Genomic DNA, 21,217 nt, shown 5'->3' with positions numbered 1-21,217 from the left:
TGTCTGTCACCTGCGATTTTCGTCAGCGGCGCGCCGTAGCCGACGCTTGTCGAACAGCGCGGAATATGCCGATCATGATCGCGTGCTGATTTCGGACGGGGTAATCGGGTTACGACCGATCGAGGTGGCGGACGCCGCCGCGCATCTGGCTGCCCGGGAACGGGAATCGGTGCGCCGTACCGGGGGACTCGGAAGCCCGAATGTCGTCGCCGATTTCGAGCGCTGCGCCGAGGAATGGGCCCAGGACAGTCCGTGCAAGACATTCGGCGTGGTGGATCTGATGTCCCATCGGTTGGCCGGGACGCTGGACCTCGCGCTCGAACAGGAATTCCTGGCGAAACGACAGGCCGATATCGCCTACGGAATCTACGCGCCGTGGCGGGGGCGCGGAGTCGCTGCCCGGAGCGTGGTCCTGGCCTGCCGATATCTGGCCCGCCACGATCTGGCCGACGAAGCGGTTCTGCGCATCGATCCGGACAATACGGCGGCCATGGCACTGGCACATCGGCTCGGATTCTACTACCACCACACCGGTGCGGGTCCGGAGGGCCGACTCGACTGGTTCCTTCAGGCGATCTGAGGATCAGGCGCCTTTCCGGGTTCGTTTCTGCGCTGTTTTCCGTGTTTTCGGTTCGGCTGCTTTTCGCGCATTTGCCTTCCGCGGCGCTGATTTCCGCGTCGTCTTCTTCGCCGATCCGGATTCGTCACCGCCGCCGGCACCGCTGGCCGCCAGACTGCGCTGTAGCGCGGCCACGAGATCGACGACTTCGGCATCGGATTCCGCCGCGGCCGCTTCGGGGCGTTCCGGAGCTTTTCCGTCCCCACTGGCTACGGCCTCGTCGAGCAGGCGCTGGAGTTCGACCTGGTATTCGTCGGTGTACTGGTCGGGATCGAAATCCTCCGACATCGATTCGACGAGCGTTTCCGCCATCTTGATCTCCTGGGGCCGCGGCGCGGTGGCGTCCTCCAAGGATTCGAAGGAGACCGAGCGTACCTCGTCGGGCCACAGCAGGGTCTGCAGTACCAGCATCCCGTCCCGCACCCGCATGGCCGCCAGCCTGGTCTTCTGGCGGAGCGTGAAATGTACGAGCGCGGTCCGGTCGATACGTTCGAGCGTCGCGGCCAGCAGGACATACGCCTTCGGCGTGTTCGAATCCGGCTCGAGGTAGTAGGTCTTGTCGTAGAGGATGGGGTCGATCTGATCCGACGGTACGAATTGCAGAACCGGGATCTCGTGTTTCTCGGCCACCGGTAGTTTGGCGAAATCGTCGTCGTTGAGGACGACTTTGTCCCCGTCCGGTGATTCGTATTGTTTATCGATATCGGCGAATGCGACCGATTGTCCGCAAACGGTGCACACGCGGTCGTATTTGATCCGGCCGCCGTCTTTGGCGTGGACCTGGTGGAATTTGATGTCGTGGTCCTCTGTGGCGGTGTAGACCTTCACCGGGACGTTCACCAGCCCGAACGCGATCGAGCCTTTCCAGATTGACCGCATCACTCCATGATGACCGAACCGGACCGCCGGGGCGAGAGCGGTCGCAGACCGAGTGTCGCCGTCGCGAGCCGGGCCCGGGCCCCGGCCGGGAGTGCGAAAAACAGTCCGGACATGGCGCGCAGCGTGCCGACCGGGTCGTCGCGCCGGGAAAGATAGGCGCGTTGCAGTTCGATATCGAGGTCGAAGAAGGCATCGAAGAAACGCGGAATATCGGCGGACGGCAGCGCGAGCAGCGCACGCAGTCCGGTCTGCCGGAGCCGGTGGACCGTGCGGGCAGCCGGTGACCAGCCCGAGCCGCCGACCGCGACGGTATCGGCGGCCGACAGCGCGGCCGCGACGCTGTATCCGGTCGCCGGATGCAGGTATCCGCCCGCCGCGCCGAAGCGCCCGGCGCCGGGCCTCCCGCCGGTGACCGGAAAACGGACCCGCTCGATCGGCTCGTCGCCGGCCGGTGCGATACCGCGCGAGCGCAACCGGTGGTGCAGGCGCCGGGCGAGCTCCGCGGGTGCGAGAGCGGGCGCACCCACCAGGCAGGTCTCCTCGTACAGCACAGTGTCACCGCCGAGCGGTACCACGTAGAGAAACGACGGGGGCGCACCCGGATCCGCGCCGTTGTCCGGGCGCCAATCCATGAACAACGCCGGTTCCGGTCCTGCCGCGCCGGGCAGGACGATTCCGTATGCGGTCTGTTCGGCCCGGCGCGGCAGGCGGCGCAGTCCGCGTGCGTCGACGACGCGGTCCGCTCGGAGCGTCCGTCCGCTGTCGACGGTCACCGCGTGCCGGGACAGGGATACGGCCCGGCCCGGCACCAGGGTGGCGTCGGTGAGGTCGAGCGACAGCTGGAGCCGGGCGGTGTCCAGCACGGAGTAGGCGCGCGAGATGACGTGGTCGCGCAGGCCGTGCGCGCGCGGTTCGGCGACGGTGGCCGCGACGACGGATGGTTCCAGCCAGGTGGGCAGTTCATCGGACCACGCGGCGTAGGTCGCACGCCAGCGGCGGCGCGGATTCGGATCCACGGCGAGGACGGTCATACCGCGAGCCAGGCAGCGATGGGCGAGCGCGCGCCCGGCCGGCCCGAGCCCGCAGATGGCGATATCGGCGCTCACCGACGGATCGAAACACGGCGTCGACCCGGCGCCGGCGCCGGGGTGGCTGTGATCATCCCCGTTCGGGGCGAGCACCCGGAACAGTCGCGCGGGGCACGCGTGTTACGACTGGGTGAACCGACGAATGGGAAGGACCATCGATGACGAACGTGGAGGCGGCACGGGCCGCACCGGAGACGAGCGCCGGGCGGCGGGCCTGGTTCGGGCTGGCCGTTCTCCTGTTGCCCGTGCTGCTGGTGTCCATGGATATGTCGGTGCTCTTCCTGGCGTTGCCCACTCTCACCGACGACCTCGATCCCTCCGCCGCTCAGCAACTGTGGATCCTCGACATCTACGGCTTCCTGATCGCCGGTCTGCTGATCACCATGGGCAATCTGGGTGACCGGTTCGGGCGGCGCACCATCCTGCTCGCGGGTGCGACCGTTTTCGGTATCGCGTCGGCGCTCGCGGCGTTCGCACCCAGCGCGGCGGTGCTGATCGCGGCCCGCGCCCTCATGGGTATCGGCGGGGCCACGCTGCTGCCGTCGAGTCTGGCACTGATCTCCAACCTCTTCCCGGATCAGCGGCAGCGCTCGACGGCGATCGGGGTCTGGACGGCGTTCTTCGCCGGTGGGTCGGCGGTGGGGCCGATCATCGGTGGTGTCCTGCTGCACCATTTCTGGTGGGGTTCGGTGTTCTTGATCAATGTGCCGGTCCTGCTGATCCTGCTCGTATTCGCGCCCCTGCTGCTGCCCGAGCACCGGACCACCGCGCTGGGCCCGCTGGATCTGCCCAGTGTGGCATTGTCGATCGGCGGCATTCTGCCCGCGGTGTACGCGGTGAAGCACATCGCCGAATCCGGACCCGATATCGAGGCGCTCGGCAGTGCGCTCGTCGGCGTGGTCGTGCTCGTTCTGTTCGTGCGCCGGCAGCGACGGCTGGCCGAGCCCCTGGTCGATCTCGCGCTCTTCGCCCGCGCCCGCTTCTCGGTGGCCATCGGATCCAGCACTGCGGCCATGATGTCGCTGGCCGGGCTCAGCTATCTGAGCAGTATCTGGCTGCAATCGGTGACCGGGCGTGACCCGTTGCAGGCGGCCGTCCTCGGGATACCGATGGCCGTCACCGTGTTCATCTTCTCGGTGAACGGTGCCGCGGTGGGGCGAGTGCTCGGTGTGCGGTGGGCCTTCGTGGTCGCCTTGTTGCTGGCCGCGGCCGGCAATCTGCTGGTGCTCGGAATCGGTGCCGACGGGGGCGCGGGCTGGTATGTCACCGGATCGGCGATCGCCGGTATCGGCTACGGCATCGTGTTCACCCTGGTTTCGGAGGTCGCCGTCTCCTCGGTGCCACCGGAACGGGCCGGTTCGGCCGTCGGGATCTCCGAGACCAGCTTCGAACTGGGCAACGCTCTGGGACTGGCGTTGCTCGGCTCGCTCGCGGCACTCGTGTTCCGGTCCGGTGGCGAGTTCGCGCCGACTCTGGGCGAAACGATCCACGACTACGCGGCCGATTCCGAATTGCTGGCCGCGGCCCGGGAATCCTTCGTGACCGGCGCGCACGTATCCATCGCGGCCGGTGCCGCGGTGTTGCTGCTGATGGGGATCGTCGCCTTCGTGGCCGACGGCCGGAAGCGGCCGGCGGATACGGTCTCGGCCGACCGCTGAGGGTGGCCGGCCGGCCGCGAACCGGCCGGCCACCCGCGGATCACAGTGCCGGTGGGGTGCCGTACGGGGCGGCGGCGAAACCGTCCGCCGCGCCGATCGCGCCACCGATGGCCGCGCCCGCGGCGGCCGCCGGGGCGGCGATCACCGCGTAACCGATCGCCGCCCCGAGCACGGGGCCGATGACCAGGCCGATCGGCAGGAACGGTATGCCGGAGATGAGCCCGGCGACCGCGCCGACCATCGCCGAGGTACCGGCGATCGGCGAGGCCAGCGTATTGGCGACCGAGGCGCCGATGGCGGCCGAGCCCAGGGTCTGGGCGGCGATCCGGTCGGACCGGCTGCGTTCGACGCCCACCGAATCCAGGAAGGTCGCCAGCTGGGCTTCGGTCTGGGCGGCGCCCGTGTTGATCTCCCGAACGTCGAAGGGCGCATCCATCTCGACATTCCCGATCCGCAGTTTGCCCGGCGGCGCTTCGATCGGCGCCACCGGTGCGACCGGTTCGGGTGCGTGCAGCTCACCCTGGGGCGCGAGATAGGTGTATGTCGGCACCGGTCGGGTGGCGGGTCCGGGTACGGGATCGGCGATGACGGCGGGCCGCGGTACCGCCGGCGCCGCGGGTGCCGCGTGAGTGAAGGGCGCGGTCGCCGCGGTGATCGAATCGGTGGCGGACTGCACGGCGACGCGGGCCGCCTCCTGCACGGTGCCGGCAGCGGCGCCGAGCGGGTCCTCCGCGACGATCCGAGCCGGAGTCGGCGCCGGTAGGGCGGCGGGAATCGGGGATGACGCGGGTGGAGCGGGGAGTACCTCGGCATTGGCGGTGCCGGCGCCGATCAGTGTCGCGATGAGCGGGATTGCGCCCGCCGCGACGACCGATCCGGCAGCACGCCGGGACGGGCCGGTTGCCCTGTGCTTACCCATGGTCGCCTTTCTCCGGAAATTGTCGGTTTGCCAGACATTCGTTCCAGAAGGCAAAGCGGATGGGTCGGGCCTGTCCAGTCGTCTTACAACAGCAGGTGATCTGATATTCGAGATGCTTGTCCGAGAGTTGTCCGGTCGTTCGCCGGGCCGGTTCGTGGTGCCCGGCCCGGGACGACCGCGCCGGGTCACCGTATCGCGGCCGCCAACCTCGGTTCTCGCTCGAGTGCGCACCGGATCGGTATACGCGTCTTGCGCGTCACCTGTGGTGGGCCGACCGGTGATCACAGCGGTGGCAGCGGGCCGAACGGCTGCGTGGTGAAACCGTCGGTGGCGCCGAACGCGGCACCGATCGCCGCGCCGGCGATCGCTGCCGGCACCGTGACCACTGTGTAGGCGATGGCCGCGCCGAGTACCGGGCCGATGACGAGTCCGGTGGGGAGGAAGGGGAGCCCGACCACGAAACCCGCGGCGGCGCCGAGCATCGCGAACGGGATGGCTACCGGTGCCGCGACGGCCGTCCCGATCCCGGCGCCGATCAGGCCCGAGCTCATGGCCTGGGCGGCGACCCGGTCGGCCCGGCCGCGCTCGATACCGGCCGAGTCCAGGAATGCCGTCAGCTGCTGCTGGGTCCCGTCGGCGGCGGCATTGAGATCGCGTGCGTCGAACGGCACCGGCACCTCGAGGTCGCCGACCCGCAGCGTGCCGGGAGGTGCCTCGATCGGTGCGACGGGCGAGGCAGCGGATGGTGCCTCGCCGAGCGCCGGGTACACCGGCGCGGGCCAGGGGCCGGTTCCGGGCGTCACCGCCGGGATCGGTGCCGCGGGCGCCGGTACTCCGGGGACCGGGTAGGTGAACTGCGCGGTGGCCGCGGTGACGGTATCGGTCACCGAGCGTATTGCGGTCCCGGTGGCTGCTTGTATCGCGCCGAACGGATCGGCAGCCGGATCCGGTGCAGCCGGGAGCAGTCCGGTGGGCAGCGCGGGCATTGTGGTCAGCGCCGGAAGCGCGGCGGGAACGGCGGGTGGTGCGGAGGGAGCGGGGACCACCTCGGCATGGGCGGTGGCGGCGCCGATCAGTGTCGCGATGAGCGGGACGGCTCCCGCCGCGACGACCGATCCGGCAGCGCGCCGGGACCGGACGGTTGTCCTGTGCTTGCCCATGGTCGCCCCTCTCCGGAGAATATCTGATTGCCAGATATTAGCTCCGGGGTGGCGCCGGATCGGGGAGGTCGGCCGGTTCAGCCGACTTTGCGATCGCCGGCCGGTTTCTCGGGCGCGCCGGTTTCCACGTTTTCGGCCGTGACGGCCGGGGTTCCGGGGGAGGGGGCGGGCGGGCGCCGACCCGCCGCGCCGCGCACGATCTCCTCGCCCTCCTCGCTGTCGCTGTAGACCGCCTCGAGCGCGAGCCGGGCGAAGATCCACTGCTCGGTCGCCGCCATCTGACCGCGAGTGCGGCCGAGGAAGGTGACGAACCATTGGAAGATGGTGGTGATCCGGCTCCGATAACCGACCAGGTAGTACAGGTGCAGGGCCAACCAGGCGAGCCAGGCGATGAAGCCGCCGAACTCCAGCTTGCCGACCTGGCAGACCGCGCTGAACCGCGAGATCGTCGCCATACTGCCCTTGTTGAAATAGCTGAACGGCTTGCGATCCTGTGCGGACTGTTTACCCGCGAGCTCCGATTTGATCTGCTTCGCGGCATAGGTCGCGCCCTGGATGGCGCCCTGGGCCTGCCCCGGTACGCCGGGCACCGACATCAGGTCACCGACGACGAAGACGTTCGGATGCCCCTTCACGGTGAGATCGGGTTCCACGACCACTCGCCCGGCCCGGTCGACCTCGGTGCCGTCGGACTGGTCGGCGAGCATCTTGCCCAGGGGGCTGGCCTGGACACCGGCCGACCAGACCTTGCACGCCGATTCGATCCGGCGGCTGGTGCCGTCGGCGTCCTTCACAGTGACCCCGTGTGCGTCCACATCGGTGACCAGTGCGTTCAGCTGGATCTCGACACCCATGGACTCCAGGCGCCGCTGCGCCTTACCGCCCAATTTCGGGCCCATCGGTCCCAGGACAGCTCCCGCGCCCTCGACCAGGATGACCCGGGCGTCGCGTGGATCGATGTTGTGGAAGGTCCCCTCCAGGGTGCGGTCGGACAATTCGGCGATCTGCCCGGCCAGTTCGACTCCGGTGGGACCGGCGCCGACCACCACGAAGCTGAGCAGACGGTCGCGTTCCTCCTGGGTCTGCGCGACCTCGGCCTGTTCGAAGGACCCGAGGATACGGCCGCGTAGTTCGAGAGCGTCGTCGATGGTCTTCATGCCCGGCGCAAAAGTGGCGAACTGATCGTTGCCGAAATACGACTGCTGTGCGCCGGTGGCGACGATGAGGCTGTCGTAGGGGGTCTCCGTCGACTCACCGAGGAGTACCGAGGTGACGGTACGTTTCGCGAGGTCGATTTCGGTGACCTCGCCCAGCAGCACCCGGGCGTTCTTCTGTTTGCGCAGCACCAGCCGGGTCGCCGGGGCGATTTCGCCGACGGACAGGATGCCGGTGGCGACCTGGTAGAGCAGCGGCTGGAAGAGGTGGGTGGTGGTCTTGGAGATGAGGGTGACGTCCACATCGGCACGTTTGAGGTGTTTGGTGCCGAACAGGCCGCCGAAACCCGATCCGATCACCACGACGCGGTGCCGGTCGTTCCCAACTGGTTGCGTGCTCATGGTCGCTCCTCGCCGGCGGGGCGCCGGTGCCGTGGTGATCATTTCCTGACAACGCACACGGTAGTAGCAGAAGCCGTGAACGACACAGTCCGATGTCCGTTGTTCACCGGCGGTGGTGCGGCAACTCACCACGATAGCCATTGCGTTGCGGTCACGGAGGGAGGCGGGATGATACCGATTCGGCGGAAACAGCTGAGCTGATGCAACAAAGACAATACGATGGATGCTGTCTCTCAGGAGGTTTCGCCATGGTCACCGTCGACCGTGCCGCCACGCCCCGAGCGCGTGCGCGCACCGATACCGAGAATTCGGCGCTCATCGAGATTCCGCACCGAACCGTGGTCGACCGGTTGCTGTCGAAAGTGCCCAGCCGGCCGCGGACACTGGCCACACCGCCCAACGGTAGCGATGCCGTCGCGGTTCGTGGCGACGCGGGCCTTCCCTATATGGGGCGCACCTTTCACTACATGCGCTGGGGTCCGGCGGAGATGCTGGACAAATACCGCCGCTTCGGGCCGGTCAGCATCAACAGTTCGCTGGGGATGGACCGGGTGTTCGCGGCCGGACCCGAGGCGTTGGACGAGGTGGTGGGCCGCCGCCGCCGCGATTTCGGCCAGGGCTGGGACTACTTCATCGGGCCGTTCTTCCGTCGCGGACTGCTCCTGCTCGAATTCGACGAGCACATGTTCCACCGCCGGATCATGCAGCAGGCATTCACCCGGGAACGTCTGGAGGCCCACCTCGCCGAGCTGACCCCGGTGGTCCGGTCGAGCATCGGCCGCTGGGTGCCGCCGGGGCAGGGCTCGACCCGCACCGTGCAACTGTTCCCCGCGATCAAGGAACTCGCCCTCGATATCGCAGGCGAGACCTTCATGGCCGTCGAGGTCGGTGACCAGCGCAAAGAACTCACCGATGCGTTCGTCTCCTGCACCCATGCCGGGCTGGCGATCGTCCGTCACAATGTGCCCGGGGGCAAATGGCGGGCCGGGTTGCGCGGCCGCCGGGTGCTCGAGGACTACTTCACCGCGATGCTGCCGGAGAAGCGACGCAGCGACGCACCCGATTTCTTCTCCGGTCTCTGTCACGCGCGTGCCGAGGACGGTTCGGTGTTCAGCGACGCCGACGTGGTGAACCATATGATCTTCCTGATCATGGCCGCGCACGACACCACCACGACCACCGCCACCGCCGTCGCCTACTACCTGGGTAAACACCCGGAGTGGCAGCAGAAGGTACGGGAAGAGGTGCTGGCACTGGACCTGGACAATCAGTCTCCGGCCATCGCCGACCTGGATTCGCTACGCAATCTCGACCTGGTCGTGAAGGAGAGCCTGCGGCTGATGCCGCCGGTCCCCGGGATGGTACGCCGGGCGGTCCGCGATACCGAGATCCTCGGTCACTACATTCCGGCCGGGACGCCCGTGGACCTCGGCTATCAGGTCAACCATCTGCTCGAGGAACTGTGGACCGACCCCGAGGTCTTCGACCCACTGCGGTTCTCCGAAGAGCGGCGCGAGGACAAATCGCACCGGCTGGCCTGGATGCCGTTCGGTGCCGGTTCGCACAAATGTATCGGCATGCACTTCGGTACCTTCGAGGTCAAGACGATCATCTCGGCACTGGTGCGCGATTACGAGTGGAGTTTCCCGGAGAACTACCGCATGCCGTGGGGTTTCACCACGATCCCGTTCCCCCGCGACGACGCTCCGATGCGGTTGCGCCGGCTCGCCTGAGGGCATCCGGCGCACCCGGGCCCGAAACGGGTCCGGGCCCCGTGTCGCCACGGGGCCCGGACGCTGCGGTCGCATGGTTCAGCGGCCGGCCAGCAATTTCTCGGCGATCGTCGTATCGGTTTCGGCGCCGTCCTGGTAGCCGCCCTCGTTGTTCATCGCCGTCATGATCGCCAGCGTGTAGCGCTCACCCGGCCCGGCGAAACCGACCGAGTTCACCACCCAGCCGCCCTGCTCCTCGGACCAGCCGTTCTTCAGGCCCGGCCGCATGGCCGAGCCGGCTCCCCAGACACCCCAGTGCTGGTTGGAGTCGACCCGCCGCATCAGATCCAGCAGGTAGCCGCGGTCGTCGGGGTGCATCCGGTCCAGCACATTCGACATGAGCCGATCCAGGTCGGCGGCGGTCGTCTTCTGGAAGCCCCAGTTCGGGCGGCCGTTGGGTGAGGGCTCGGGCCGGAGGCTGGTCATACCGTTCGCGCGGAACGCGTTGTTGAACGCCAGGCCGTCGAAGCCGGAGTACTTGTTCCACAGGATGTCGGTGGCCTGGTCGTTGGAGGTCGACATCATCTGCTCCATCAGCGCCCGATCATCCGGTGACAGCGCGATCGCGCCGACGCGGGCACGATTGAGCAGATCGGATGCGATGGCGAGCTTGATGGTGGACGCGGTGAACACCATGTCCTCGGCGTGCGGGCTCGCGTACACCGCGCCGGTCTGCCGGTCTCTCAGGACATAACCGGTCACCCCGGGGCGGGAATCCAGGTACGAGTTCACCGACTCGACGCGGGCGGCCAGATCGCAGTCGAGCCCGTTCGCGCAGCCCTGGGTGTGGGCGTGCGGCACGGCGTCGGCCGACGGCAGGCCGGAGGGCACACCGGCGAACAGGATCGCGGCGGCGGCAAGGACAGTGGCGGGTGCGGCCACGCGGGGAGCCGCACCGGTGAGCTGGGGGGAACGCACGAGGAAACACCTTGTCATATCGGCGCTCTGCGCGCACGTTTTCCCCTGGACTGCTAGCGGACGCGCGCGGTGGCCCGCAGCGCGGCGGCGGCGCGGCCGTTGAGGCGATAGCAGTGTTCGAACGCCTCGGTGTGTTGATCGCGAGGCCACGAGTGCAGAACGACGGTGCGTCCGTAGTGCCGGGAGTTGACGAGCTCCCATCTGTCACCGGACCGGCGGACGGTGAACCCGTCTTTCGGTATCAAGGGCACAACCAGCGCTTTCATCGACGCGAACCAGCCTTTCGTGCGGTAACCGTTCCTCCCGGAGTTGCACTGTGACACAGCGCGTGCGCGAGATCCCGGCCATACGACCGCGTGTCGGCGACTCATGTGTGCTAAATCACTGTGCGCTGCGGCTTGTTATCCGGTAGAAGCCGTTGGCGCTAGGGACATTCGGGTGATGATCGGCTGTCCTCGGCTTGTCCGGTCCGTCGTGGGGGCTTGGCGAGCGCTGTCGGGCAGCGGGCGTATAAAGGGGCGACGATGCGCCCGTGCGAGCTGTGCGGACGCGGCCGAGGACGGTGATCGGAACCGAGCGAAAGGGCGGAGATGCCGCTGCACATCCACCGCGCCGAACGCGCGGACACGCTGGTCGCCGCGCTGGCCGGGATACTCGCCGATCCGCTGCCCGATCCCTTTGCCGCCGAGGTGGTCGCGGTTCCGGCCAAAGGCGTGGAACGCTGGCTGGCACAGCAACTCTCGGGCGTGCTGGGAGCCGACGGCGCCACCGGTGACGGTATCGCGGCGAATATCCGGTTCCCGGCGCCGGCCGCGTTGATCGAGGAGATATCCACGCGGATCGGAGGTTCGGCCGCGCCCGACGACCCGTGGTCGCCCGACCGAACGGTATGGACGTTGCTGCGGGTGATCGACGAATCGGTGCACGAACCGTGGTGCGCCGTCCTCGCCCGGCACCTCGGGCTGGACCCGGACGAGCCCGCCGGCGACCCGGAACCCATCGGAGCGGAGGCCGGGCCGGCCACCTCGGCCGAGCACCGGCGTGGCCGCCGTTACGCGACCGCCGCCCGGCTGGCCGCACTGTTCGACGGTTACGCCGTCGCGCGCCCGAACCTGATCACCGAGTGGTCGGCGGGCGCCGATACCGACGGCACCGGTCGCCCGCTACCCGACGATCTGGTCTGGCAGCCGGCACTGTGGCGGCGGTTGCGCGACGCCGTGGGCGCCCCCGATCCCACCGAACGATTCCGGGCGACCTGCGCGCGGTTGCGGGCCGAACCGGGGGCGGTGGATCTGCCGTCGCGGCTGTCTCTCTTCGGCGCGACCCGGCTGCCCGACGCTCACCTGGCAGTGTTCACCGCGCTGGCCGAACACCGGGATCTGCATCTGTGGCTGGCCCACCCGAGCCCGGTCATGTGGGACTCGCTGGCCGGTTCGCCACCGAAATCGCGGCGCGCGGAAGACGATTCGGCGTCCCTGGTGCGGCATCCGCTGCTCGCGGGTTTGAGTCGCGATATCCGGGAACTCCAACTGCGCCTGCCCACCGCCACCACCGATATGCGGTATCCGGCGCCGGCCGCTCCCGGCGATGCCCCGGCGGACCACGTGTCCGACCGCGACGTGAGCCGGGCGACCCTACCGGGCCCTGCACCCGGGACCCTGCTGCAACGATTGCAGCGCAGTATCCGCGACGACCACTGGCCGCCCGAGGCGGGGGAGTGCGGGGCGGACGGCAGTGTGCAGGTGCATTCGTGCCACGGTCCGGTCCGGCAGGTGGAGGTGCTGCGGGAATGCCTGCTCGGGCTCTTCGCGGCTGATCCTTCCCTCGAACCACGCGATGTGCTCGTCATGTGTCCGGAGGTGGAGACCTTCGCGCCGCTGCTCCGTGCCGCGTTCGGGCACCCCGCGACAGCAGGCGCCGAATCCCGCGTCACCGCGGCGCATCCGGGCCGTCTGTTGCGGGTGCGCCTGGCCGACCGCGGCCGGGCGGTGACCAATCCGCTGCTCGGTGTGATCGTGACACTGCTGGAACTGGCGCGCAGCCGGGTCACCGTCACCGAGGTGCTGGATCTCGCGGCCTGCGAACCGGTACGCCGCGCCTGCGGATTCGACGACGACGATATCGAGCGGATGCGGGAGTGGGCGGTCGAGGCCGGCGCCCGGTGGGGGATCGGCCGCCGGCAGCGTCACGCGTTCGGTCTCGGCGACTTCGAGCAGAACACGGTGAACGCGGCGGTGGACCGGATCCTGCTCGGAGTGACCGCCGACGAGAGTTCACAGGGCTGGCTGGATCGGGTGCTACCGCTCGACGACGTGGACAGTAACGATATCGACCTGGCGGGCCGGTTCGCCGAATACATCGACCGGCTGGCCTCGGTGCTGCGGGATCTGCAAGGGCCCGGGCCCGCCGCGCAGTGGTCGGCGGTACTGGACCGGGCCCTCGATCTGCTGACCGATGTGCCCGAGTCGCAGGCGTGGATCCGGACCGGGGCCCGTCGTGAACTGGCCGCGGCCACCGCCCATGCCGGCGAGGTGGAACTGCGGCTCGCCGATATCACCGGCCTGCTGCAGAGCCGGATCGCGGCCGCGCCCACCCGCGCCAATTTCCGCACCGGGGAACTCACCGTGTGCACGATGACCCCGATGCGGTCGGTCCCACACCGGGTGGTGGTACTGCTCGGGGTGGACGACGAGGTCTTCCCACGCGGTGCCGGTATCGACGGTGACGAGGTGCCGGCCCGCGAACCCCTGCTGGGCGAACGCGATCCGCGCTCCGAGGACCGCCAGTTGCTGTTGGACGCGATCACGGCCGCCCGCGACACCCTGGTGATCGTCCACACCGGCGCAGATCCCGTCACCGGCGCCTATCGGCCCCCCGCGGTGCCGATAGCCGAACTACTGGACGTGCTGCGGGTCCATGCCGGTGCCGCGGGGGCGGCCGCGGTGGTCACCCGGCATCCGTTGCAGGCACACGACCCGCGCAACTTCGCCGCGGACCGGCCTTTCGGCTTCGACACCGTCGCCTTCGCGGGCGCCGGGGCCATCGCCGGAACACCGGTCGCGCCGCCGCGATTGCTCACCCGGAACCTGCCCGGCGCCGAGATCACCGAAGTCGGGCTGGCCGAACTCGTCGCCTTCCTGGAACATCCGGTACGCGGCTTCCTGTGGCAGCGGCTGGGCGTGCGGGTCCCAGATCAGGAGGACGAGATCGCCGACCGGTTGCCCATCGAGTTCGGCGGACTCGACACCTGGGCGCTCGGTGAACGCATGCTCGCTGCCCGGCTGGCCGGTGCCGACCCGGCCGAACTGCGGGCCGCCGAATGGCGGCGCGGGATCCTGCCCCCGGCCGAACTCGGGCGGGCCGTCCTGGAACAGGTCGAACGCACCGTCGAAACCCTCGTCCGCGCGGCCGGTCCCGATTACGCGCAGCCGCCGCGTGATATCGATATCGCGCTCGATCTGGGCGAGGGTCGGCGCCTCACCGGGACGGTCGCCGATGTACACGGGGAACTGCTCGTGCGCACCACCTATTCGCGAGTCGCGCCGAAACACCGGATCGCGGCCTGGGTTTCGCTGCTGGCGCTGGCCGGCACCGAGGACCGGGCGTGGCGAGCCGCGGTGACCGGCCGGGGCCGGTTCCCCACGCCGGCCTGGCGCGCCGAACTGACCGCGCCCGGTGCGGCCGATGCGACGACGATCCTGCGCACCCTGGTCGCGCTCCGCGATACCGGTCTCACCGAACCGCTGCCCATCTCCACCGCTACCACGGCGGCCTACGCCGAAGCGCGATACCGGCGGCTCACACCGGAGGAAGCGATCGCGGCCGCCGACCGGGAGTTCGGCGGCGGCGACAAGACCAGGGATTTCGCCGAGCACACCGACCGTAATCTGCGCTACGTCTGGGGTCCCGCACCGGATCTGCGTGATCTCACCGCCGCACCCGCGCCCGCCGGCGAACCGGTCGAGAACACCCGTTTCGGATCGATCGCCCGCCGGCTGTGGGTGCCGTTGCTGCGCGCCGAACAGCAGGGGGCGCCGTGACCGGCGGATACGCGCGTGACCTCGGGAGGGAGCAGCGGTGACGACCACGACCACGACCACGACCACGACTACGGCGGCGGCACCGGAAGCGCCGGAAAATGCCTTCGAACTGTGCGGCCCGCTGCCGGCGGGCACCACGGTGCTGGAGGCGAGCGCGGGGACCGGGAAGACCTATGCCATCGTCGGTCTCGCGGTTCGCTATATCGCCGAGGCGGAGGTGGATATTTCCCGGCTGCTGCTGGTGACCTTCAGCCGCGCCGCGACCCAGGAGTTGCGCGAGCGCACCCGGGACCGGTTCGTCGCGGTCGCCGCCGCACTCGCCGATCCCGCTGCCGCCCGGGTTTCCGCCGACGAACTCGTTCGTCATCTCGCGGATGCCGATCCGGCGGAGGTCGGCCTGCGCCGGACCCGGTTGCGTACCGCTCTCTCGGATTTCGACGCCGGGGTCATCGCCACCACCCACAGTTTCTGCCAGCGGATGCTGGCCGAACTCGGGCTGGCCGGTGATCACGAGCCCGGGGCGCGGCTGGTGGAAGAGGCCGACGATCTGATCCGCACCGTCGTCGACGATCTGTACCTGAGCCGCTATGCCCGCACCCCGGCACCGTTCTCGGTGAAACAGGCCCAGCGGTTCGCGCTGGCGGCGGTCCGGGACCGGCAGGCCCGCCTCGCCCCCGATACCGACGATGCCTCGGCGCAGCGGGTCGCATTCGCTGCCGCGGTCCGGGCCGAAACCGAACGCCGGAAACGTCTCGCGGGCCTGCGCGATTTCGACGATCTGCTGGTTCTGCTCCGCGATATCCTCGCCGATCCGGCGCGTGGCCCGGCCGCCTGCCGGCGGATCCGCGACCGCTACCGAGTGGTGCTGGTCGACGAATTCCAGGACACCGATCCGCTGCAGTGGGAGATCCTGCGCCGGGCCTTCCACGGCCACAATCCGCTGGTGCTGGTGGGTGATCCCAAACAGGCGATCTACGCGTTCCGGGGCGCCGAGGTGCTGAGTTATCTCGACGCGGTCGGGCATGCCACCGCGCGCCGCGAACTGACCACCAACCGTCGCAGCGATGCCGGGCTGCTCGCCGCGCTCGAACATCTGCTGGGCGGTGCGGCACTGGGCCACGACGAGATCGTGGTGCCCACCGTGACACCGACCCAGCCACCGTCGCGATTGCGCGGCCCGGCCGAACTGATCACTCCGCTGCGGTTGCGCTGTCTCCCGCGCACCGGCGCCGGCCACCGGGGCGTGTCCGGATTCCCCAATATCCATCGGCAGCGGGCGCGGGTCGCGGCCGATCTGGCGGCCGATATCGTCGCACTGCTGGAATCCGGGACCGTCGTGACGGATTCGCCGCGCGCCCGCGCCGGCGCGCAGCTCACGGAAACCGCACCGCCCGCGGCGGGAGAGCGGACGATCGGGCCCGGCGATATCGCCGTCCTGGTCCGTACCCATACCCAGATCGAAGTGGTGCGATCCGCACTCGAGCGCGCCGGGGTCCCGGTGGTCCTGGCGAGTGGCAGCAGTATCTTCGCGACCGCTAGCGCCACCGATTGGCTGTGGGTGCTGCGGGCGCTGGAGCAGCCGCATCGCGCGGACCGGGTGCGGCTGGCCGCGCTCACTGCGCTGTTCGGGTACACCGGCGCCGAACTCGATACCGGGGGAGCGGATCTGGTGGGGCGGGTCAGCGCCGAACTGCGCGACGCGGCACGGTTGTTCGCCCGCGCCGGATTCGCCGCCGTTTTCGACGAACTCGCCACCGGAACCCGGCTGGCACCCCGGCTGCTCGCGGCCGAGCACGGCGAACGCCGGCTCACCGATATCCGCCATCTCGCCCAACTGCTCGACGAGGTCTCGGTCACCGAGGGGCTGGGCCTCACCGCGCTGACCCGGTGGCTGGCCGACCGGGTGCGCGAACCCACATCGGGATCGGTGCCCGGCCGGGGCCGGCGGCTGGACCGCGATATCGCGGCCGTGCAGATCGCCACCGTACACGCCAGCAAGGGCCTCGAATTCCCGGTCGTCTATCTGCCGTTCGCCTGGGACAGCTCCGCGGATCCCAAACCCGCCACCCTGCTCATGCACGACGGCGACGCCCGGGTGCTCGATATCGGCGGCCCCGACGCCCCGGGATACAACTCGCGCAAGGAACGTGCCGACAACGAATCCGCGGGTGAGGAACTGCGCCTGTGTTATGTTGCGCTGACCCGGGCATGCTGTCAGGTGGTGGCCTGGTGGGCGCCCTCGTTCGGGACCGCGACCGCCCCGCTGCACCGCCTGCTCTTCGGCCGGGTACCGGACACGGCCCAGCCGAGCGCGCGGGCCGCGGTCGCCGAGGACGGCGCCGCGGTCGACCGGCTCCGGGCCTGGGCGGCTGCTGCGGGCGAAGCGATTTCGGTGACCGCCGCCGACCCCGCCGCCGAGCCCCCCGTGTACCGCCCCTGGACCGATACCGGAGTGGGGGCCCTCGCCGTGGCCACCTTCGACCGCGATATCGACGAGCACTGGCGGCGCACCTCGTATTCGGCGCTCACCGCCGCGGCTCATCAGGTGGTGCCGGAGTCCGAACCGGAGGATGCTCCCGGCCCCGACGACGAGCCCGCCGTCCCCGCACCGCTCGCCGAACCCGGACCCGGGGCGCCGTCGCTGATGAACGACCTTCCCTATGGCGCCGAATTCGGCACTCTGGTGCACGGGGTGCTGGAACGAGTGGATACCGAGGCCGCCGATCTGGTGGCCGAGGTGCGCGCGCGGTGTACCGAAGCGATCGGTGAGATGCTCTCCGCCGCCGATCCGGAACTGCTGACGACAGCTCTGGTGGAGGTACTGCGTACGCCGATCGGGTTCGGAGCCCTGGCCGATATCCCGGGACGGGACCGGTTGTGCGAACTCGAATTCGAACTTCCGCTCGCCGGCGGCGACACCCCGGCCGGTTCGGCGGCCACCTTGCGCGATATCGCCGCCGCGGTGCGGGCCCACCTGGATCCAGGCGACGATTTCCATGCCTACGCCGATGAACTCGACACCCTCGACGAGCTCCCGCTGCGCGGATATCTGACCGGCAGTATCGACGCGGTACTGCGTACCCCCGATCAGCGCTGCGTGGTCGTGGACTACAAGACGAACCGCCTGGGTACGGGTGATCTCACGGTCGCCCATTACACCCGGGAGCGGATGGTGGCGGAGATGATCCGTTCGCACTATCCGCTGCAGGCGCTGCTCTACTCGGTCGCGCTGCACCGGTATCTGCGCTGGCGACTGCCCGGTTACGACCCCGCGATCCAGCTGGGCGGGATCCGCTACCTGTTCGTTCGTGGGATGATCGGACCGCAAACCCCTGCGGGGACAGGCGTTTTCGACTGGACTCCACCGGCCGCCCTGATCGTCACGCTGTCGGATCTGCTCGCCGGAGGTGCTTCGTGATACCTATCCGGGTGGCGCAGCGCGGGACCGGCATCCTGCGTGAATTCAACGAGGCGGGCGTGCTGTCGGCCGCCGATGTGCATGTGGCCGAACGGCTCGGCAGGCTCGGCGGCGAAGACCGGGAACTGGTGCTCTTCGCCGCCGCCCTGGCCGTCCGCGCGGTGCGGTCGGGATCGGTCTGCCTGGATCTCACCCGGATGCGCGATATCGGTGTGGACGCCGACGAGGAACGCCCCGAGCTGCTGCTGGACCCCGCGGAATTGCCGTGGCCCGAGGAAGCCGGAGTTGTCGAGGCATTGCGGGAGAGCCCCCTGGTGCTCGGCGGCCCGCGGGGCCCGTTGCGGCCGCTGCGGCTCACCGATCCGTCTCGTCCGGGGACCGGCCCACTGCTCTACCTGGATCGCTATTACCAGCAGGAGCAGATCATCCGGCGGGTGCTCACCGCGCGCGCCGCCGGCCATCCGCGAACCGATCCCGCCGTGGTGCGTCGCGAACTCGACCGGTTGTTCGGCCCGCCGGAGCATTGCGTGGACCGGCAGCGCATCGCCGCGGCACTCGCCGCCACGCACTGGACCACGGTTGTCGCCGGTGGCCCCGGAACAGGGAAGACCCACACCATCGCCCGGATCCTCGCGCTGCTCGTCGCCCAGCACGACGCCGATCCCGAAGGCGGCGCGCCGCCGCGTATCGCCTTGGCCGCGCCGACCGGAAAGGCGGCCGCGCGGCTACAGGAGGCGGTGCGGGATCAGGCGCCCGCACTGGGCCTGCCGGAATTGTCCGCCGCCACATTGCACCGGCTACTGGGCTGGCAGCGCGGCCGCACCACCCGATTCCGCTATCACGAACACAATCGGCTGCCCTATGACGTCGTCGTGGTCGACGAGACATCCATGGTCTCGCTGACCATGATGAGCCGGTTGCTGGCGGCGCTGCGGCCCGATACCCGGCTCGTGCTGGCCGGCGATCCGGATCAGCTCGCCTCGGTGGACGCCGGTGCGGTGCTCGCCGATCTGGTGGCCGCGCCGTTCCCCGGGACTGCAGACCCTTCTTTCGAGGAGGTCCTCGGTGCCGAACTCGCGGTGGCCGCGTCCGCCGATCCGGGGGAGTCCGAAACGCTCACCGAACTGGAACTCGGCCGGTTGCGCGGCGGAATCGTCCGGCTGACCCGCGGCCGCCGGTTCGGCGGCCGGATAGCCGAACTCGCCGTCGCCGTCCGGGCGGGCGATACCGAGGCCGCGCTGGAACTGCTGCGGGCCGGCGGGGAAATGCTCGAGCTGCTCGGCCCGGACGAGAACGCCGCTGTCCGAGCCGATATCGTCGCCACCGCGCAGCGGGTCGGCACCGCCGCACGTGCCGGTGACGCAGCCGCCGCTCTGGCCGCGTTCGAATCGCATCGTCTGCTGTGCGCCCACCGGCGTGGTCCGTTCGGGGTCGAACAGTGGGACCACGCGGCCGCCGAATGGGCCGCGACGGCGGGCTCGGGGCCGGACCCTCGGCACGGCACCTGGTATCCCGGACAACCACTGCTGGTGACCGCGAACGATCACGAGGCCCGGATCTACAACGGCGACACCGGGGTGGTGGTGACCCGCCCGGACGGATCGCTGCGAGTCGCGCTGCAACGCGGCGACGAACCGTATCTGGTGCACCCCACCCAGTTCCCGGCGGTCGTCACGGTTTTCGCCATGACGATCCATCGCAGCCAGGGCAGTCAGTACGACGCGGTGACGATCGTGCTGCCGGAGCCGGGCTCGAGCCTGCTCACCCGTGAACTCCTCTATACCGCGATCACTCGTGCCCGTCGGCATGTGCGGATCATCGGGACCGAGGAGGCCATCCGGGCGGCGATCGACCGGCATGTTCTGCGTGCCAGCGGCCTGAGCCTCGACGATATGAGCCCGGCGGCGGCCGTCGGGAACTAGTGCCGCGTCCGCACAGGGCGATCGAGCTTTCATCCCGCTGCCGGTCGGTGTGGCGCTCGATGCTGCTGCGGAGCCGGCGAACGCCCTCGAAGTCCGCTTCGAGCCGGAAGTCGGTCCGGAGATGCACGCGCAGTTGACCGAGCAGGTCCGCCTGATCTGCACTGCACTGCGCGCCGCGACCGGGCCGGCCACAGTGATCAACGAGCAGGGCCGGCGAATCACCGGGTTCAGGATCTGTGCCGCTGCACGGGAATCGGTCACAGAATCCGGTCTTCCGCTCACGCGGGGCGGTTGGGCCCGGCTCCGACTCACATGACGACGCCGCAGCAGCCTGTTCGGTTCGAGCAGCAGGGGGAATGTATTTCGGGAGCCGGCGGCGCAGTCGCGGACGGATCCGGTGTGCTGGTCACGCCGTCGGATGTAGCCGCCGATGGTGTGGTCCTGTTCTTCGGGGGTGGCGGTGGCCGGTGCCGTCGAGTGCGAGGACCACAGTCTCGGCGGAGGTATCGGGTCCACGGCCGGCGAGATCAGTCGCGGGCGGGTTCCGCGGCCGGGAAGATCCCGGGCAGGCTCATCGCGTAGTGCACGTCGTCGGTGTTCCCGAGGGTCGCCAGTACGACGCGGATCATGGTAAGCCGGGCTGCGGCGACGGTTTCGGGATCGGGTTCGCGGCCCGGTTCGGCCGCGGCCGAGACCCGGTAGACGACGTACTCGCATACGTGCAACGCTGCGTCGAGGTCCAGCGGTGCCGGTACCGGCCGCCCCAGTTCGGCGAATTTCGTGCGGACGATCGCGCGGATCCCGTCGAGGGCGGTATTGCGGTAGCCCGACACCGGTGATCCGGGGTCGTGGAGTTCGGCGAACAGCGGTCGCAGCATCGGGCCGTGGCCGCGCGCCCAGTCGAGGTAGGCGTCGATGAGCCGGATGCCGAGGTCCACGCCTGCACCGGAGGCCTCGAGCGCCGCCCCGATACCACCCACGAGTTCGGCATTGGAGACGTCGAGTACCGCGTTGAGCGGTTCGGTGGCATTGGCGAAATAGCGGTAGAAGGTGGGTCGGGACAGTCCCGCCTCATCGATGATCTGCGCGACGCTCGACCCTCGCGAGCCGTTGCGGGTGAACACCGCGGCGGTGGCCCGCACGATCCGGGCGCGCACCTGTTCCGCTTGTTCCCGGGTCTGTGGCGGCCGGCCGCGGCGCGCGGGCCGGTCACCGTTCGCCGCGATCACGATCGGTTCTCCGGGCGGGCTGTGAGATCCCACAGCCCG

The 21,217-nt window shown here is 69.5% G+C and carries 14 protein-coding genes; 6 read left to right on the top strand and 8 right to left on the bottom strand.

Annotated elements, in window-relative coordinates; genetic code table 11:
- Positions 1-82 precede the first annotated feature (82 nt).
- The gene (locus ACWCPQ_RS04405) at positions 83-580 is read left to right on the top strand and encodes a GNAT family N-acetyltransferase (protein WP_449894623.1); all 498 of its coding nucleotides are present in this window, start codon (positions 83-85) and stop codon (positions 578-580) included.
- 3 nt (positions 581-583) lie between these two features.
- On the opposite strand, the gene ku is transcribed toward ACWCPQ_RS04405, so the two are convergent.
- Positions 584-1,498 carry a non-homologous end joining protein Ku gene (ku, locus tag ACWCPQ_RS04400; RefSeq protein ID WP_449894621.1) on the bottom strand — a complete coding sequence of 305 codons (915 nt, stop codon included), beginning with the start codon at positions 1,496-1,498 and terminating at the stop codon, positions 584-586.
- On the bottom strand, positions 1,498-2,604 hold the full coding sequence (locus ACWCPQ_RS04395; RefSeq protein WP_449894619.1) for a lycopene cyclase family protein: 1,107 nt from the start codon (positions 2,602-2,604) through the stop codon (positions 1,498-1,500). Before ACWCPQ_RS04395 ends, ku begins: the two co-directional genes overlap by 1 nt.
- 140 nt (positions 2,605-2,744) lie before the next feature.
- Between ACWCPQ_RS04395 and ACWCPQ_RS04390 the strand changes: the two genes are divergently transcribed.
- On the top strand, positions 2,745-4,244 hold the full coding sequence (locus tag ACWCPQ_RS04390; RefSeq protein ID WP_449894618.1) for an MFS transporter: 1,500 nt from the start codon (positions 2,745-2,747) through the stop codon (positions 4,242-4,244).
- A gap of 40 nt (positions 4,245-4,284) precedes the next feature.
- Here ACWCPQ_RS04390 and ACWCPQ_RS04385 read toward each other — a convergent pair whose 3' ends face one another.
- The 3 genes from ACWCPQ_RS04385 to ACWCPQ_RS04375 all read right to left on the bottom strand — a co-directional run bounded on the left by ACWCPQ_RS04385 (position 4,285) and on the right by ACWCPQ_RS04375 (position 7,879).
- A complete protein-coding gene (locus ACWCPQ_RS04385; protein ID WP_449894616.1) occupies positions 4,285-5,163 on the bottom strand; it encodes a hypothetical protein in 879 nt (292 codons plus the stop codon).
- Positions 5,164-5,444: 281 nt separating this feature from the next.
- On the bottom strand, positions 5,445-6,323 hold the full coding sequence (locus ACWCPQ_RS04380) for a hypothetical protein (protein WP_449894614.1): 879 nt from the start codon (positions 6,321-6,323) through the stop codon (positions 5,445-5,447).
- Between the two features lie 77 nt (positions 6,324-6,400).
- Positions 6,401-7,879 carry an NAD(P)/FAD-dependent oxidoreductase gene (locus ACWCPQ_RS04375; RefSeq protein ID WP_449894612.1) on the bottom strand — a complete coding sequence of 493 codons (1,479 nt, stop codon included), beginning with the start codon at positions 7,877-7,879 and terminating at the stop codon, positions 6,401-6,403.
- A 248-nt stretch (positions 7,880-8,127) separates the two neighbouring features.
- On the opposite strand from ACWCPQ_RS04375, the gene ACWCPQ_RS04370 reads away from it, so the two are divergent.
- Positions 8,128-9,612 (top strand): cytochrome P450, encoded by a 1,485-nt coding sequence (locus ACWCPQ_RS04370; protein WP_449894610.1) that lies wholly within the window; start codon positions 8,128-8,130, stop codon positions 9,610-9,612.
- A 78-nt stretch (positions 9,613-9,690) separates the two neighbouring features.
- Here the strand turns inward: ACWCPQ_RS04370 and ACWCPQ_RS04365 are convergent, their stop codons facing one another.
- A complete protein-coding gene (locus ACWCPQ_RS04365; protein ID WP_449894608.1) occupies positions 9,691-10,569 on the bottom strand; it encodes a serine hydrolase in 879 nt (292 codons plus the stop codon).
- Between the two features lie 53 nt (positions 10,570-10,622).
- Entirely contained in the window at positions 10,623-10,835 is a 213-nt protein-coding gene (locus ACWCPQ_RS04360) for a hypothetical protein (RefSeq protein ID WP_449894606.1), read from the bottom strand.
- A 324-nt stretch (positions 10,836-11,159) separates the two neighbouring features.
- On the opposite strand from ACWCPQ_RS04360, the gene recC reads away from it, so the two are divergent.
- From recC to recD, 3 genes are all read left to right on the top strand, one after another.
- Positions 11,160-14,609: an exodeoxyribonuclease V subunit gamma gene (recC, locus tag ACWCPQ_RS04355; protein ID WP_449894604.1), complete on the top strand. Its 3,450-nt coding sequence runs from the start codon at positions 11,160-11,162 to the stop codon at positions 14,607-14,609.
- Positions 14,610-14,718: 109 nt separating this feature from the next.
- Positions 14,719-18,027, top strand: coding sequence for a UvrD-helicase domain-containing protein (locus ACWCPQ_RS04350; protein ID WP_449895509.1), 3,309 nt, complete (start codon positions 14,719-14,721; stop codon positions 18,025-18,027).
- Positions 18,024-19,949 (top strand): exodeoxyribonuclease V subunit alpha, encoded by a 1,926-nt coding sequence (gene recD, locus ACWCPQ_RS04345; protein WP_449894602.1) that lies wholly within the window; start codon positions 18,024-18,026, stop codon positions 19,947-19,949. The genes ACWCPQ_RS04350 and recD overlap by 4 nt, the downstream gene beginning before the upstream one ends.
- A 527-nt stretch (positions 19,950-20,476) precedes the next feature.
- On the opposite strand, the gene ACWCPQ_RS04340 is transcribed toward recD, so the two are convergent.
- The gene (locus ACWCPQ_RS04340) at positions 20,477-21,178 is read right to left on the bottom strand and encodes a TetR/AcrR family transcriptional regulator (protein ID WP_449894601.1); all 702 of its coding nucleotides are present in this window, start codon (positions 21,176-21,178) and stop codon (positions 20,477-20,479) included.
- Between the last annotated feature and the right edge of the window lie 39 nt (positions 21,179-21,217).

It is taken from the genome of Nocardia sp. NPDC001965, assembly GCF_053594175.1.
The sequence above is the reverse complement of the archived record's forward strand: the minus strand, read 5'-3'. Positions and strand labels throughout refer to the sequence as shown.